We start from the raw sequence: 14480 nt of genomic DNA, 5'->3' as shown, positions 1-14480 counted from the left end.
GGTGATGTCGGACTACGTCGTCGTCGCCCTGGTGACGCTGCTCGGGGTCGCCCTCGTGGCGACCGCCATGGGCGCGCGCCGGCTCCTGGCGCCGAGCGACCCGACCCCCGCCAAGGTGACGACCTACGAGTCCGGCGTCGACCCGGTCGGCTCCGGCTGGCAGCAGGGCAGCGTGCGCTACCTCGTCTACGCCCTGCTCTACGTCGTCTTCGCCGTCGACGCCGTCTACCTCTTCCCCTGGGCCCTGGTGCTGCGCTCGGACCTGGGGCCGGCCAGCCTCGTGGAGATGGGGCTGTTCATCGGCGTCCTCGTCGTGGCCCTCCTGCACGTGTGGCGCCGCGGTCTGCTGCGGTGGTGGTGACGTGGACGAGCAGGTGAGCGGGCCGCAGACCACCAGCCTGCCGACCCCGCGCGTCGGTGCCCCGGTCGAGCGGGCCCCCCGCGCGGTCCAGGTGGTGCTCAACTGGGGGCGGAAGTACTCCCTGTGGGTCTTCAACTTCGGTCTGGCCTGCTGCGCGATCGAGTTCATCAGCGCCTCCATGGCCCGGCACGACTTCATCCGGCTCGGGGTGATCCCGTTCGCCCCGGGGCCGCGCCAGTCCGACCTCATGGTGGTCTCGGGCACGGTCACCGACAAGATGGCCCCGGCGATCCGTCGGCTCTACGACCAGATGCCGGAGCCGAAGTACGTCATCTCCTTCGGTGCCTGCTCCAACTCCGGCGGGCCCTACTGGGACAGCTACTCGGTCACCAAGGGGGTCGACCAGCTCATCCCGGTCGACGTCTACGTGCCGGGCTGCCCGCCGCGTCCCGAGGCGCTGCTCCACGGCATCGTCACCCTGCAGGAGCAGATCGCCGCGGAGACGCCCGGCCGGGCGCGGGCGCGGCACGGCTCGAGGTATGCCGACCGCCCCGTCACCGGGGCGGAGGTCACCCGTGGCCTGGTCGCACCACCGGACCACGGGTGAGCCCCCTCAGGCCCCCTCGGAGTACCTGATCTCGACCCGGCGGTTCTGCTGCCGGCCCTCGGGGTCGTCGCGCCCGTCGTCGTGGGTCTCGGGGGCGACCGGTTCGGAGGAGCCCCGGCCCTCGGCGGTGATCCTGGACTCCTCGATCCCCTGCTCGACCAGGTAGTCGGCCACGGCCTGGGCGCGGTCCTCCGAGAGCGGCTGGTTGACGGCGTCGCCCCCGAGGGAGTCCGTGTGGCCGGTGACCTCCACCGGCGCCTCGCCCTCCTCGAGCACGGCGACCACCGTGTCCAGGCTGCGGGTGGCGGTGGGGCGCAGCTCGGCCGAGCCGAAGTCGAAGAGGAACTGGTCGGAGAGCTGGACGACGGTCTGCTCACCCTCGTCCTCGGCGTCGAGGGCCTCCTCGAGCTCCTCGGTCCCGACGTCCTCGGGGTCGGTGTAGAAGAACGACACCGAGCTCCGTGGGGCCTCCCACGCGGTGTAGACCTCCACGGTCGACCGCGGCGGCTCGTAGTCCCCCGGCAGGGGTGCGGGCTCACCGGCGGCCGCGGTCGGGCCGACGGCACCGAGCACGACGAGGGTGCCGACGACGACGGCACCGGGGGTGCGGGTCGCGGGCCTCACGACGCCGCTCCCAGCGGGACCTCGAAGAGCAGGCCCTCCCACTCCGGGCCGAGGGCCTCGAAGTCGAGCGTCACCTGCTCCGCGTCGGGGTCCAGGCGGCCGGGGAACACCAGGCCGGCGTTCACGCCCTGGCCGGGTTCGAGCACCAGCCGCTGGCCGTCACCACCGGCCTGGACGACGAAGGGGTAGACCCGGCCGCGGTCGTCGAAGACACGGGGCTCGGTCGAGCCGTTGCCGGAGCCGTACCACGTGTTGAGGGCCTCGGTCCCGTCGTTGACGACGGTGACCTCCGCCTCGAGGTAGTAGTCGTGCACGGCCAACCGGTGCAGGGTGAGGGTGAAGGCGACCTCCTCGGTGCTCACCGACTCGCTCTCCTCGACCTCGACGGTCCGTTCGGCGGCCGGTTCCACCGTCGTGGGCTCCTCGGTCTGCTCCGCGGCGCCGTCCCCGGACTGCGACTCGTCCGTGGCCTGCTCCTGCCCGGTGCTCGGGGCGGCCTCCGAGCCTGACGGTGGGTCCTGGGCGAACTCGGCCTGGTCGTCCCCGGCGCAGGCCGACAGGGCGAGACCGGCAGCCAGCGCGAGCGCGAGCGCGGTCGTGCGGGTCCTGGTGTGCATGGGTGCTCCTCGTGGTCGTGGACTGGTGCTGACAGGAGGTAGGTCGGCACGGAGGGTCAGAAGGTTACGCCCGGGACGCCCGGGACCGGGTCGGCCCCTCGCGGGGTCACCCGTCCCCGGGGCCGACCGTCAGCTCCTGGACGGACCGCAGCTCGCGACCCTGCTCGTCGCGGGCGGTGAGGACGAGGCGGGCCTGCCCGGGCAGCGTGGGGGTGAGCGTGACGGAGGGCTCGTCGCTGACGTAGCGGCCGTCGGGAAGGAGCCACACCCACGAGCGCAGGCCGTCCTGCCGGACGGTGAACGTGGCGCTGGAGCCCGTGGTGAGCTCCTGGGGCCCGTCGATGCCCAGGCTGGCGCTCGCCGTCCGGTCGTCCGGGCCGGCGGCGGCCACCCCCCAGCCGACGGCGGCGCCGAGGGCCAGCAGCGGCGTGGCCAGCAGGGCGCCGAGCCGGCGCCCTCCCACCCCCACCGCCGGGGCTGACCGGTCCTCGGCCATCGGCTCCAGGGCGCCGCGCACCTGCGCCAGCCAGGTCTCGACGTCCGGCTGGCGGTCCGCGGGGTCGGGCGCCTGACCCCGGTCGAGCACCGTCCGCAGCCCCGCCGGGAGGTCCGCGCCCTCGCACACCCAGGCGACGAGGGCGGAGAGCGAGTAGAGGTCGGCACGCCCGTCGACGCGGGCGGGGCCGCCCCGCATCTCCGGCGGCCGGAAGCCGGTCGTGCCCCCCGCCACGGTGAGCCCGGAGTTCACCGCGAGGTCCTTGCACATGCCGAGGTCGGCCACCAGGACCCGCTCGTCGGCGCGGACGAGCCGCAGCCCGGTCCGGCGCCCGGGCTGCCCCGCACCCGTGACCCCGGCCGAGCTGAGCAGGACGTTCGCCGGGCTGAGGTCGCGGTGCACGAGCTGCGCCCGGTGCACCGCCGCGAGGGCCCTGGTCAGGTGCTGCGCGAGGAGCAGCACCTCCTGCGGCGAGGCGGCCCACCCGGTCCGTCGCAGGCTCTCGACCCGCTCGGCGAGCGTGCCGCGGTCGGCGTGCTCCAGGACGTGGTAGGGCTGCTGCCGCTCGTTCTCGCCGATGTCGAAGAGGGTGACGACGTGGGGGCTGCTGACCCGGCGCAGGGCGCGGCCCTCGGCGATGAAGCGCTCGCGGACCTCGGGGTTGAGGCTGTGGTTCTCCGCCAGGATCTTGACGACCACGGTCGCGTCCAGCCGGTCGTCCTCCGCCCGGTAGACGGTGGCGAAGGAGCCGACGCCGATGACCTCCTGCGAGGTGTAGCGGCCCGCGTCGACGCGGCGTGCCGGTGTGGTCACCGGGAGCTCCACTCCGCCGGGTCCAGGGCGCCGGCGACCATCGCCCGGCCCCGGGCGATCTGCGCCTTCACCGTGCCGAGGTTGCGGTCGAGGCGGTCGGCGACCTCGGCGTAGGTCAGCCCCTCCACGTCCCGCAGCGTCACCGGCTCGCGGTAGAGGTCCGGCAACGAGGTCAGCGCGGCGCGCACGGTGGCGCGGGTCGCCAGCATGGAGCTCATCCGTTGCGCGGGTCCCTCCTCCTCCGGGGGCAGCGGGGCGGTGGCCCGCTGCCGGCGCAGGTGGTCCACCACCCTGCGCCGGACGATGCTGTGCACCCAGGTGGACACCCGGGCGCCGCCCCGGAAGGACCGGATCGAGCCGGCCACCGAGATGAGGGTGTCCTGGCAGACGTCGTCGACGGCGGAGGGGTCGAGCAGGGCGCTGCGCACGAAGCGCCGCACGAGGCCGGAGGTGTCCAGCTGCTCCACGAGCAGCTCGGTCGCGAGCGTGGACCCCTCGGCGGCGAGCCCGGCCAGCTCCTGCAGCAGGTCGTCGGCCTCCGACGCGGGGGTGTCCCGGACCAGGGCACGGGCGGTGACGGCGTCCCCGGCGAGCACGGCGTCCGACACCCCAGCCCTGGCCTCCCTCATGAGGGGGAGGTTATCGCGCCCGGTCGGAGACCTCCCGGCTCATCCCTCGACACGGGTCTCCACGCGTCGCTGGAGCGCGCGTCCCTCGGGTCGCCGTCCGTCCGGCGAGCGACCTGCGCAGGACCGGGGGAGTCGTCGGGCTAGGCTCGAGGCATGCCCGGTGCCGCCCCGCACGCCGCCACCCGTCGCGTCCCCGTGGAGGGATGGCACGAGGCCGTCCGCGCCGCCCGCGAGGAGGGGTATGCCTTCTTCGACTGGCTCTCCGCCGTGGACGAGAGCGACGCCCCGCAGGAGCGCGAAGCCACGGACCAGGGCGACGACGTGGCGGCGGACGACGCCCCGGAGGAGACGCTCGCCCCCGGCATCGAGGTCCTGTGCCACCTGCTCCGGGTCCGGGCCCCCGGGCCGGGCGGGCTGAGCCGGCTCCTGCTGCGCACCCGGGTGCCGGAGGGCGACGCGCTGCGCTCGGTGACCGACCTCTTCCCCGGCGCGGCCTGGCACGAGCGGGAGACGCACGAGATGTTCGGCCTCGCCGTCGAGGGCTTCGACGACGGCACGGGGCTCGGGCTGCGGCCGCTGCTGCTGCCGGAGGGCTTCGAGGGGACGCCGCTGCGCAAGGACTTCGTGCTCGCCGCGCGCGCGTCCAAGCCGTGGCCGGGGGCCAAGGAGCCGGGGGAGGGGTCGGGCGAGACGCCCCCGAGCGGGCGACGGCCGCGCAAGCGGCTGCTGCCGCCCGGCGTCCCCGACCCGTCCTGGGGCCCGCGGCCCGACTAGCCGCCGGCGGTCTCCTCGCGCATCCGCTGCAGGTCCTCGTCGAGGAACCGGCCGAGCACCCGCACGCCCTGGTCGACGTATCCCAGGTCCTCGTAGAGCCGGGCGACCTCGTCGTTCTCGGCCCGGATCATGAGCATGACCTTGGGGACGCCCTGGCTCTCCACCCAGTCCTCGGCGGCCCGCACGAGCGTCCTGCCGAGCCCCTCGCCCCGGTGCTCCGGCGCGACGGCGAGGTAGTAGATCCACCCGCGGTGCCCCTCGTGCCCCACCATGACGGTGCCGACGAGGGTGTCGTCGGCCAGCGCGCCGAGGACCTGCGAGGCCGGGCCCGACACCGCCATCCGGAAGTCCGCCTGCGGGTCGTTCCAGGGGCGCGTCAGCCCGCACTCCGCCCACAGCCGGGCGGCGGCGTCCGCGTGGTCGGGGGACAGGGGGAGGATCTGCATCCCTCCATCCTGCCCGCTCAGTGGTGCACGGTGATGTCCCCGGTCCCGGTGCGGACGCCCACCGTCAGGAAGTGCTGGTCCGGCGCCGGCTCGCCCGCACCCTCGAGGTCGCGGCGCACCTCGCCCAGACCGCTGGAGAGGTCGAGCCAAACCGGTATGCCCCGGGGCACCCGCACCCGCACGTCACCGGTGCCCGTGCGCACCGCGAGCTCGCCGTGCCCGTGGGCGACGTCGACGTCACCGCTGCCCGTGGCGACGGTGGCGTCCTGGTGGCTGTCGTGGACGAGGATGTCCCCGCTGCCCGAGCGGACCTCGAGCGGGCCGGGCCCGGTGGAGGTGTCGACGACGACGTCGCCGGACCCGCTCGTGACCGAACCGGCGACGAGCCGACCCACCCGCACGTCACCGGAGCCGGTGCTCGCGCGCAGGACACCGACCTCCTCGATGGCCAGGTCGCCGGAGCCCGCGCGGACGGTGGCCGCCCCGCCGGCGCCCTGCAGCACGACGTCGCCGTTCCTGGTGCCGACCCGCAGCTCGGTGCGCTCGGGCAGGTGGACCTCCACGTGCACCCGCTCGTGGCCGGTGCCGATGGAGAAGGACCCGATCGACACCGCGAGGCCGCGCCGGCCGCCGTCCGGGCTGACCAGCGCGGGGACGTCGACGAGGACCCGACCGTGCTGGGACACCGCGGTGACCGGCTCGAAGTCCACCGGCCGGGCGCAGGAGAGGGTCACCTCGGCCGTGCCCGCCGGGGCGTCGTAACGGACGGCGACGTCGCCGCTGTGGTTCTTCACCTCCAGGTGCACGAGGTCGTCCTCGGCGAACGTGACGGTCCGGGTCGTGCGGGTCGTGGTGTCCATGCGCTGTCCTCTCAGGCCCAACCGGTGACCCGGCGGGATCGGTGGGGGGTGGTCCGGCGACCGGGGCCCTCGGGCCCGGCCGCGCGGGTGGCGGTGCGGACCGCCTGGACGACCCACGTGTTGAGCGACTGGCCGGCAGCGGCGGCGTGCCGCTCCGCGGTCAGCTTGAGCTGGTCGGGCAGGCGCAGCGAGACCCGTGACTGCGTGGCGTCCGTCTCGTCGAGCTCCGCGGTGCGCGGGCCGTGGTCGCCGGGTGCCGTCGGGGCGGCGGGACGGCCGTCCTCCCCGGTGCCGAGATGCCGGACCTCCAGGACCGGGTCGCGACCCTCCATCCGCACGGTCACCACCGACTCCTCGAGCTGGGAGGTGAGGGAGGCCGCGGCGTCGGAGAGCGCCTGGAGGATCGCGAGGCGGACGGCAGGCTCGACCGCCGGGGCGATGCGGTGCACGACCTCGCGGGTCGCGTCGTCGGCCAGCGAGGTCGCCCGGTCCAGGTCCTCGGCCACCGCGGTCAGGTACGGCTGCAGCTCCATGACGTCATGGTGACACCACTATGACGTCATGCGCAAGGGTCGGTCGAGGGGACGCCGTGGCCGCCGACCGGTGCCCGGTGGCCGCGCGGTGCGGCGTCGCCCGGCCGGGCGGCTCACTCGTTAGGGTGAACGCGATGCTCGCCGATGTCCCCTGGGCCCTCGAGGCCGTGCTGAAGGCCGCTGCCGTGCTGGCGGTCTTCCTCACGCTGCCCCTGGCCCTCGGCCAGCTCGAGCACAAGCTCATGGGTCACATGCAGGGCCGGCTCGGCCCGATGGAGGCGGGGCCGCACGGCGTCCTGCAGCTGGTCGCCGACGGCATCAAGTTCGCCCAGAAGGAGGACATCACCCCGGCGGCCGCCGATCGGCCGGTCTTCCGGCTGGCGCCCGCCGTCGCGCTCGTGCCCTACCTCGTGGCGCTCGCCGCGCTGCCGTTCGGCGCCGCCTGGGTCGCCGCCGACGTCCCGGCCAGCCTCCTGCTCGTCCTCGCCGTCACGAGCATCGGGGTCATCGGGACGCTCATGGCGGGGTGGGGATCGGGCAACAAGTACTCCCTGCTGGGCGGGCTGCGGGCCGGGGCGCAGCTGGTCTCCTACGAGCTGCCCCTCATCCTGGCCGCGGCCAGCGTGGCGATGGCCGCCGGCACCCTGTCGCTCACGGGCATCGTCACCCAGTGGTCGTGGTGGTGGCTGGTGTGGCAGGCCCCCGCCGCGGTGGTCTTCCTCGCGGCCAGCGTCGCCGAGCTCCAGCGGACCCCCTTCGACGCGCCGGTGGCCGACTCCGAGCTCGTCTTCGGCCCGTTGACCGAGTACACCGGGCTGCGCTTCGCCTTCTTCCTGCTGGCCGAGTACGCCGGCATGGTGGTCATGGCCGTGCTCTTCACCGTCCTGTTCCTCGGTGGCTGGCGGGGGCCCTGGGCGGACGCGGGTGCGGGGCTCGTCGGGGTGCTGTGGACCCTCCTCAAGGCGACCGCCGTCGGCGTCCTCTTCCTGTGGCTGCGGGTGGCCTGGCCGCGGGTCCGGGAGGACCAGCTGCAGCGCTTCGCCTGGCTGGTCCTGCTCCCGCTCGCCCTCCTGCAGCTCGCGCTCACCGGCGTCGGGGTGGTGGTCCTCGGATGAGCGGCATCACCGGCCTGCTGCGCGGCCTCGGCACCACTGCCCGCACGCTCACCCGACGCGCGCACACGGTCCAGTACCCGCATACCGAGCCGGAGCTGCCCGAGCGCAGCCGGGGCGTCATCGCGCTGCTGGAGGAGAACTGCACCTCGTGCATGCTCTGCGCCCGCGAGTGCCCGGACTGGTGCATCACCATCGACTCCCACAAGGAGACCTCGCCGCCGGAGACCGAGGGCGGCAGGGAGCGGGCGCACAACGTCCTGGACCGCTTCGACATCGACTTCTCGCTGTGCATGTACTGCGGCATCTGCATCGAGGTCTGCCCCTTCGACGCCCTCTTCTGGGCACCCGACTTCGCCTACGCCGAGGGCGACATCCGCAACCTGCTGCACGACAAGGAGCGGCTCGGCACCTTCATGGCGTCGGTGCCGGAGGCCGCCCTGCCGGAGGGCTACCGGCCCCCGACCGTGGCCGGGACCGCGGAGGCGACCGGGCCGGTGACCCCGGACGGGGAGCCGGAGCCGGACGAGGACCCGGAGCCGGAGGCGGACCGGTGAGCGGCCCGGACGTCCTCCTCCTCGCGGTGGGGCTCCTCACGGCCGGCGCCGCGACGCTGTCGGTGACCTCCCGGCAGGTGCTCCACGCCGCGCTGTGGCTCGTCGTGACCCTCGGCGGACTGGCCGGGTGCTACCTCGTCCTCGGTGCCGAGCTGGTCGCGCTGGTGCAGCTGCTCGTCTACGTCGGCGCGGTCGTCGTCCTCGTGCTGTTCGCCCTCATGCTCACCCGCGCCGGCGGCGTGCCGGTCGTCACCGGCGTCCCGCAGCGGGTCGCGGCCGGCCTCGTCGGCGCAGGCACCACGGTGGTCCTCGGCGGTGCGCTGCTCTCGGCCTACGGGTGGGGGAGCGTCGCGATCGACGGGGGCAGCAGCACCGAGGTCGCCGCGACGATCTTCGGCACCGACGTCTGGCCCTTCGAGCTGCTCTCGGTGCTGCTCCTCATGGCCCTGGTCGCCGCGGTCGCGGTGGCCCGGGCGCCGGTGGGCGGACAGGACGACCCCCGCCAGCGACCGGACCCCCCGGCCGACGTCGAGGCCGTGCAGGGGGAGCGACCGTGATCCGCCCCGCCCTGCCCTACCTCCTGGCCGCCGTCCTCGCCGGCCTCGGGGTCTACGGCATCCTCGCCCGCCGGCACGCCGTCCTCGTGCTCATCGGCGTCGAGCTCGTGCTCGGCGCCGCCGGGCTCCTGCTCGTCACCGTGGCGCAGACCGGTGCGGGCGGCGACCCCGGGGCCGCCGTCCTCACCCTCTTCGTCATCACCATCGCCGCGGCCGAGGTCGTGCTCGCCCTGGCGATCTTCCTCGCGCTCTTCCGTGCCCGGGGCCACGTCGACCTGCACGCCGAGCTGGACGAGCGCACCGAGGGGGAGGTGGGAGGACGTGCCTGACCTGCCCGACGTGACCTGGTCCGACCTCCAGCTGCCCTCGGTGCCGCTGCCGGAGCTGCCCGCCCCCGACCTGTGGGGATCACCGGCCCACTGGGCGGTGCTCGCGACCCTCCTGGCCGCGCTGGCCGGACTCGGGGTGACCGGACGCTCCAACCGGCTCGCCGCGTGGGTCGGGGTCGGCGGCAGCCTGGTCGCCTTCCTCGCCACCTGCGGGCAGCTCTACACCCTCACCCAGATCGAGGGGGCGCGGCGGCAGGTCGGCACCATCGGCGCCCTCCCGCTGGGCGACCTGGAGGTGCCGCTCGGGCTGCTCGTGACGTGGCCGATGGCTCTCGTGGCCTTCACCGTCGCCGCGGTCGCCCTCGTGGTGCAGGGGTATGCCCGCTGGTACCTCTGGTACGACCCGCGCTACCGCCCGTTCGCCGCCACCGTCTCGCTGTTCACCTCGGCGATGCTGCTCCTCGTCCTCTCCGACGACGTGATCCTCACCCTCGTGGGGTGGGAGGTCATGGGCTGGTGCTCCTACCTGCTCATCGGTCACCAGTCCACCCGGGCGGCCGCCACCCGGGCGGCGAGCAAGGCGCTGCTCGTCACGCGCACCGCGGACATCGGCTTCGTGCTCGGGCTCGTCGTCCTCGCCACCGGGGCCGGCACCACCCGGACCAGCGAGGTCGTCGCGCACTGGGGGGAGACCGGGCCCTCGGCCACGCTGACCGTGGCCATGACCCTGCTCGTCGTCGGGGTGGCCGGCAAGTCCGCCCTCTTCCCCTTCCAGGACTGGCTGCCCGACGCCATGGAGGGTCCGACCCCCGCCTCCGCCCTCATCCACGCCGCGACGATGGTGGCGGCCGGGACAGTCGTCCTGGCACAGCTCTTCCCCCTGCTGGCGGTGTCCGGCCCGGCGCAGCTCCTGCTGGCGGTGCTCGCCTGCACGACGATGGTCGGCGCCGCCGTGCTGGCCTTCGCCCAGGGCGACCTCAAACGGCTGCTGGCCTGGTCGACGGTGAGCCAGGTCGCGCTCATGCTGGCCGTGCTCGCCGCGGCCACCGTGGGGACCGGGCCCGACGCGGCGCTGCAGCACCTCGTGGCGCACGCCTGGTTCAAGGCCCTGCTCTTCCTCACCACGGGGTGGCTCGGCGTCCTCGTCGGGGGCACCGCGATGGCGCTCATGGCCTCCGGGGCCCGGCGCTACCGCGTGCTGCGGCACCGTTTCGGGTGGGGCCTGCTGGCGCTCGCCGGGGTGCCGCCCTTCGTCGGGTTCTTCTCCAAGGAGGCGATCCTGGGGACGGCCGAGGCCGGCACGGCCGCGACCGACGGCGGCCTCGTGCCGGTCCTCGTCCTGGCCTCGGTCGGCGCCACCGCCCCGCTGACGGCCGCCTACTGCATGCGGGCCTGGCTGGTGCTGAGCCGGCCCACGGCCGCCCAGGGGCACGCCCGGCTCTACGAACCAGGTCCGGTGGAGCGCATCGACGACTTCTTCGACGAGCCGCAGGTGGTGCAGGAGGCCGAGGGGGTCGAGCGCGCCGAGGCGGCGATCAGCTCCTCGGCCCGCATGGGCACGTCCGCGCTCATGCTCATGACCCTCTTCGGCGGCCTCCTGCTGCTGCTGCCGGTCTGGGGCCCCCAGGTCCACGTGGACCTGCAGCTGCTGGCCGCCACGCTGCTGCTCATGGTCGTGAGCGCGCTGCTCGTGCGGCTCGCCGCCGGCGGGGTGCGGACCCGGGACGCGGCGGCGCGGATCCCGGCCGGGGTGAGCCTGGCGGCCGAGCGGGGTCTGTACGCCGACGTCGCCTACCGCGCGGTCGTCGCGACGCCGGTCCTGGCGCTGGCCCGGGCGGTCGCGTGGTTCGACGACCAGGTCCTCGACGCCTGGGTGCGGGGCGCCGGTCCGGGGGCCCGCTTGCTGGGGCGCGCGGGTGACCTCACCAGCCCGCGGCGGGCCACGCCCGGACTCGCCCTCCTGCTGGTCGGGATGCTCGTGCTGGGGGCGATCGGGCTGGTGACCGCGTGAGCGGCGCGGCCGGCCGGGTGCGGGCGGACCTCCTCGCCCTGGTGCCCGACCTCGGGGTGTGGTGGTACGCCCTCGCTCTCGCCCCGCTGCTGGTCGTGGCCGTGCTGCTGCTGGGCCTGGGACGCCGCAGCGTGCCGCCCGGGCACCGTGTCCCGCACCGCGGCTCCATGGCCGCCGCCATCCTCAGCGCCCTGGGGGTGGCCGGGGTCGCCCTGGACCGCCCCGTCCTCGAGCTGAGCTGGATCCCGAGCCTCGGCGTGTCCTTCAGCCTGCGCCCCGACGGGCTGTCGGTCCCGCTGCTGCTCCTCACCGCGCTCGTGGGGGTGGTCGCGACGGCCCTGCACCTGCACCCCGCGCGCGAGCCCCGACCCGAGCCGGTCGACCTCGCCGACACCGACCCCACCTCACCCATCCCCGTGGTCCGCGGCGAGGACGTCCCGGGCCTCGCGACCTACCACGCGTGCCTGCTGGTCGTGCTGCTCGGGGCGCTCGTCGCGTTCCTGGCCGGGGACGCCCTCGTCTTCTTCATCGGCTTCGAGCTGGTGCTGGTGCCCATGTGGGTGCTGGTGGCGCGCTACGGCGACCCCGGCAGCGACCGCGAGGGAGCCGCGCTCCGCTTCCTGCTGGTCACCGTGGTCGGCTCCTCGCTGGTGCTGCTCGGCATCCTCGCCGTCGCGTCCGCCACCGGCACCACCGACCTGGCGCAGTGGGCGGCGGACGGGGGCGCCGCGCTCGGCCGCCGCTCCCAGCTCGCCGTCGCGGCCGTCCTCCTCGTCGGTCTCGGGCTCAAGATCCCGGTCTTCCCGTTGCACACCTGGCTGCCGTGGGTGCACGCCACCGCGCCGACGGCCGGGTCGGTGCTGCTCGCCGCGGTCCTGCTCAAGCTCGGGACCTACGGCGTCGTGCGGCTGGTCGTCCCGGTCGTGCCCGAGGGGTTCGCGGCCTGGTCGCCGCTGCTGGCGGGCCTCGGGGTCACCGGCATCGTGTGGGCCTCGCTGGTCTGCCTGGTCGAGCGTGACCTCAAGCGGCTCATCGCGTGGTCGTCGGTGGCCCACCTCGGCTTCGTCGTGCTCGGTCTCGCCACCGGCACGCAGGCCGGGCTGCAGGCGGCGCTCTTCGGCAACGTCGCCCACGGCCTCGTCTCGGCCCTGCTCTTCGTGGTGGTCGGGGCCCTGAAGGACCGGTGGGGCAGCGCGGACCTGGGCCGGCGGCGAGCCGCCGTCCGCGAGGTGGCCCCCCGCCTGGGGCTCGCGCTGGTGCTCGGCATGGCCGCCTCCAGCGGACTGCCCGGGCTGGCCGTCTTCTGGGGCGAGATCGGCGCGGTCCTGTCCGCCTGGGCCCCCGCCGCCGACCGGCCGGAGGGCTGGTTCCGCGGGTTCGCCGTGCTCGCGGCGGTCGGCGGGGCGCTGGCGGTGGCCTACACCGTCCGGGTGCTCCGGGAGGTCTGGGCCGGTGACCGGCTCGAGCCGCAGGTGCCGGACGCGGTGCTCACCGAGCGGACCGCCCTGCGCCTGCTCGGTCTGCTCGTCCTGGTCCTCGGGCTGGCCCCGACGCTGCTGCTCGGCGTGACCGCGCCGTTCGTCGAGGGGGTGCTGGCCCGGTGAGCCTGGAGCTCGGTCTCGTGTCGGTCCTGCCCGTCCTGGCCCCCGTGGCCGCGGCGGTGCTCGTGCTGCTGCTGGACGCCGCCGTCCCCGGGCGTCGTGAGCCGCACCTGGTGCTCGGCGCCGCCGGGCTCGTCGCGGGACTCCTGGGGGCGCTGCCCGGTCTCGGGCTGGGCGCCGGTGAGGTCCGCTCGGCGCTGTGCCTGCCGAGCGGCTGGTGCGCCTACCGTGCCGACCACCTCGTCTCGGCGCTCCAGGTGTGCGCCCTCGGCGCAGCCCTCGTCGTCCTGGTCCTCACCTGGCGGGACTGGGCGGCACCCGGCGACGGCGGGGGTCAGGAGGGCACCGGTCGGGCGCCGGTCGTCACGGCGCTGCTGCTGGCGGCCACCGCCGGGGTCCTCGCGGTCCCGGCCTCGGGCGACCTCGGGTCGCTGCTCGTCGCCCTCGAGCTCGCGACGCTGCCCACCGTCGCGCTGGTCGCCCTGGTGCGGACCACGTGGGCCCCGGAGCGCCGCGCCCGGGCGGTGGACGGCGCGGTCTCGCTGCTCACCACCTCGCTGGTCTCCTTCGGCCTCCTGGCGCTGGGGGCGGCCCTGTGGGTCGCCGCCACCGGGAGCACCCGCTTCGACGGCCGGACGCAGGTGGAGCACCCGCAGCTCGTCGTCCTGGCCGCGGTGCTGCTCGTGGCCGGGCTGGCCTTCAAGATCTCCGCGGTGCCCTTCCACGCGTGGACGCCCCTCACGTATGCCGCCGCGCCCCTGCCGGTGACCGCCTACCTCGCGACCGCGTCCAAGGTGGCGGCGCTCGGAGGGCTCGTGGTGGTCGTCCGCGCCCTGGGTGCGGTCGACGGCGCGACGCTGGTCGCCGTCGCGGTGCTCGCCGCCGCGTCGATGACGGTGGGCAACCTCGTGGCGCTCGTGCAGCAGGACACCGTCCGGCTGCTGGCGTGGTCCACGGTCGCGCAGGCGGGGTGGGTGCTGCTGCCCCTCGCCTCGCTCTCCGCCGAGGCGGCGAACGCGGCCGGGTCCTACCTCGTCGTCTACGTCACCGCGACGCTGCTGGCCTTCGTCGTCCTCGCCGCCGTGCTCGCCGTGGCCCCGGCGCAGCGCCCCACCTCCCTGGACGCCCAGCGGGGCCTGCTGCGCAGCCACCCGCTGCTCGCGCTGCCGCTGGCGCTGGCGCTGCTCACCCTCGCCGGGCTGCCCCCCGCCGTGGCCGGCGTGGTGGCCAAGATCGTGGTCCTGCGGCCCGTGCTGGGCGACGAGACGTGGTGGCTGGCCCTCGTCGCCGCCGTCAACATCGCTCTCGGGCTCGCGGTCTACCTGCGCTGGGTCGGCGTGCTGCTCCTGCCGGCCGCCCCCGGGGCCGGCCGGCCCTCCGCCCGCGTCCCCACGCGCCTGTGGGCGCTGGGCGGGGTGCTCACGGCGCTGCTCGTCGTCGGCAGCGTCCTGCCGGTCGGTGTCCTGTGAGCACCGTCGGCCTTCAGCCCACCGGTGCCACGACCACGGGCGCGGGCTGGTCCCGGCGCTGGCGCAGCCGGCCGGTGGCGCCGG

17 protein-coding genes are annotated in these 14480 nt (G+C 75.2%); 10 read left to right on the top strand and 7 right to left on the bottom strand.

Annotation, left to right across the window (positions count from 1 at the left end; all coding sequences use genetic code 11):
• Positions 1-4 precede the first annotated feature (4 nt).
• Both FHD63_RS11725 and FHD63_RS11720 read left to right on the top strand, forming a co-directional pair.
• Positions 5-361, top strand: coding sequence for an NADH-quinone oxidoreductase subunit A (locus FHD63_RS11725; RefSeq protein ID WP_058890569.1), 357 nt, complete (start codon positions 5-7; stop codon positions 359-361).
• A 1-nt stretch (position 362) separates the two neighbouring features.
• A complete protein-coding gene (locus tag FHD63_RS11720; RefSeq protein WP_058890570.1) occupies positions 363-968 on the top strand; it encodes an NADH-quinone oxidoreductase subunit B in 606 nt (201 codons plus the stop codon).
• A 6-nt stretch (positions 969-974) separates the two neighbouring features.
• Here the strand turns inward: FHD63_RS11720 and FHD63_RS11715 are convergent, their stop codons facing one another.
• The 4 genes from FHD63_RS11715 to FHD63_RS11700 all read right to left on the bottom strand — a co-directional run bounded on the left by FHD63_RS11715 (position 975) and on the right by FHD63_RS11700 (position 4147).
• Positions 975-1592, bottom strand: coding sequence for an OmpA family protein (locus FHD63_RS11715; protein WP_058890571.1), 618 nt, complete (start codon positions 1590-1592; stop codon positions 975-977).
• A complete protein-coding gene (locus FHD63_RS11710) occupies positions 1589-2209 on the bottom strand; it encodes a hypothetical protein (protein ID WP_139722199.1) in 621 nt (206 codons plus the stop codon). Before FHD63_RS11710 ends, FHD63_RS11715 begins: the two co-directional genes overlap by 4 nt.
• Before the next feature lie 106 nt (positions 2210-2315).
• Positions 2316-3518 carry a protein kinase domain-containing protein gene (locus tag FHD63_RS11705; RefSeq protein ID WP_139722198.1) on the bottom strand — a complete coding sequence of 401 codons (1203 nt, stop codon included), beginning with the start codon at positions 3516-3518 and terminating at the stop codon, positions 2316-2318.
• Entirely contained in the window at positions 3515-4147 is a 633-nt protein-coding gene (locus FHD63_RS11700; RefSeq protein WP_083518708.1) for an RNA polymerase sigma factor, read from the bottom strand. Before FHD63_RS11700 ends, FHD63_RS11705 begins: the two co-directional genes overlap by 4 nt.
• 153 nt (positions 4148-4300) lie before the next feature.
• On the opposite strand from FHD63_RS11700, the gene FHD63_RS11695 reads away from it, so the two are divergent.
• A complete protein-coding gene (locus FHD63_RS11695; RefSeq protein WP_058890574.1) occupies positions 4301-4921 on the top strand; it encodes an NADH-quinone oxidoreductase subunit C in 621 nt (206 codons plus the stop codon).
• Here FHD63_RS11695 and FHD63_RS11690 read toward each other — a convergent pair.
• From FHD63_RS11690 to FHD63_RS11680, 3 genes are read right to left on the bottom strand one after another with little or no spacing between them, the layout of a single operon-like run.
• Positions 4918-5367 carry a GNAT family acetyltransferase gene (locus tag FHD63_RS11690; RefSeq protein WP_058890575.1) on the bottom strand — a complete coding sequence of 150 codons (450 nt, stop codon included), beginning with the start codon at positions 5365-5367 and terminating at the stop codon, positions 4918-4920. The two genes, FHD63_RS11695 and FHD63_RS11690, sit on opposite strands and share 4 nt — an antisense overlap.
• 17 nt (positions 5368-5384) lie before the next feature.
• Positions 5385-6227 carry a DUF4097 family beta strand repeat-containing protein gene (locus FHD63_RS11685; RefSeq protein ID WP_058890576.1) on the bottom strand — a complete coding sequence of 281 codons (843 nt, stop codon included), beginning with the start codon at positions 6225-6227 and terminating at the stop codon, positions 5385-5387.
• An 11-nt stretch (positions 6228-6238) separates the two neighbouring features.
• Complete coding sequence (locus FHD63_RS11680; RefSeq protein ID WP_139722197.1) at positions 6239-6760, bottom strand: toxin-antitoxin system HicB family antitoxin; 522 nt, start codon at positions 6758-6760, stop codon at positions 6239-6241.
• Positions 6761-6894: 134 nt separating this feature from the next.
• Between FHD63_RS11680 and nuoH the strand changes: the two genes are divergently transcribed.
• The 7 genes from nuoH to FHD63_RS11645 are packed head-to-tail and all read left to right on the top strand — an operon-like array spanning position 6895 to position 14396.
• Entirely contained in the window at positions 6895-7875 is a 981-nt protein-coding gene (nuoH, locus tag FHD63_RS11675; protein WP_058890578.1) for an NADH-quinone oxidoreductase subunit NuoH, read from the top strand.
• Positions 7872-8429: a NuoI/complex I 23 kDa subunit family protein gene (locus FHD63_RS11670; RefSeq protein ID WP_058890579.1), complete on the top strand. Its 558-nt coding sequence runs from the start codon at positions 7872-7874 to the stop codon at positions 8427-8429. The genes nuoH and FHD63_RS11670 overlap by 4 nt, the downstream gene beginning before the upstream one ends.
• The gene (locus tag FHD63_RS11665) at positions 8426-8986 is read left to right on the top strand and encodes an NADH-quinone oxidoreductase subunit J family protein (RefSeq protein WP_058890580.1); all 561 of its coding nucleotides are present in this window, start codon (positions 8426-8428) and stop codon (positions 8984-8986) included. Before FHD63_RS11670 ends, FHD63_RS11665 begins: the two co-directional genes overlap by 4 nt.
• Complete coding sequence (gene nuoK / locus FHD63_RS11660) at positions 8983-9315, top strand: NADH-quinone oxidoreductase subunit NuoK (RefSeq protein WP_058890581.1); 333 nt, start codon at positions 8983-8985, stop codon at positions 9313-9315. The genes FHD63_RS11665 and nuoK overlap by 4 nt, the downstream gene beginning before the upstream one ends.
• Positions 9308-11326, top strand: a complete 2019-nt coding sequence (locus tag FHD63_RS11655; RefSeq protein ID WP_058890582.1) for an NADH-quinone oxidoreductase subunit 5 family protein — start codon at positions 9308-9310, stop codon at positions 11324-11326. Before nuoK ends, FHD63_RS11655 begins: the two co-directional genes overlap by 8 nt.
• Positions 11323-12930 carry a complex I subunit 4 family protein gene (locus tag FHD63_RS11650; protein ID WP_238705642.1) on the top strand — a complete coding sequence of 536 codons (1608 nt, stop codon included), beginning with the start codon at positions 11323-11325 and terminating at the stop codon, positions 12928-12930. Before FHD63_RS11655 ends, FHD63_RS11650 begins: the two co-directional genes overlap by 4 nt.
• Positions 12927-14396: an NADH-quinone oxidoreductase subunit N gene (locus tag FHD63_RS11645; RefSeq protein ID WP_139722196.1), complete on the top strand. Its 1470-nt coding sequence runs from the start codon at positions 12927-12929 to the stop codon at positions 14394-14396. The genes FHD63_RS11650 and FHD63_RS11645 overlap by 4 nt, the downstream gene beginning before the upstream one ends.
• Positions 14397-14480 lie beyond the last annotated feature (84 nt).

Origin of the sequence: Serinicoccus chungangensis (assembly GCF_006337125.1) — a bacterium.
Classification (GTDB): Bacteria; Actinomycetota; Actinomycetes; order Actinomycetales; family Dermatophilaceae; genus Ornithinicoccus; species Ornithinicoccus chungangensis.
This window is presented reverse-complemented; position numbering and strand designations above follow the sequence as displayed.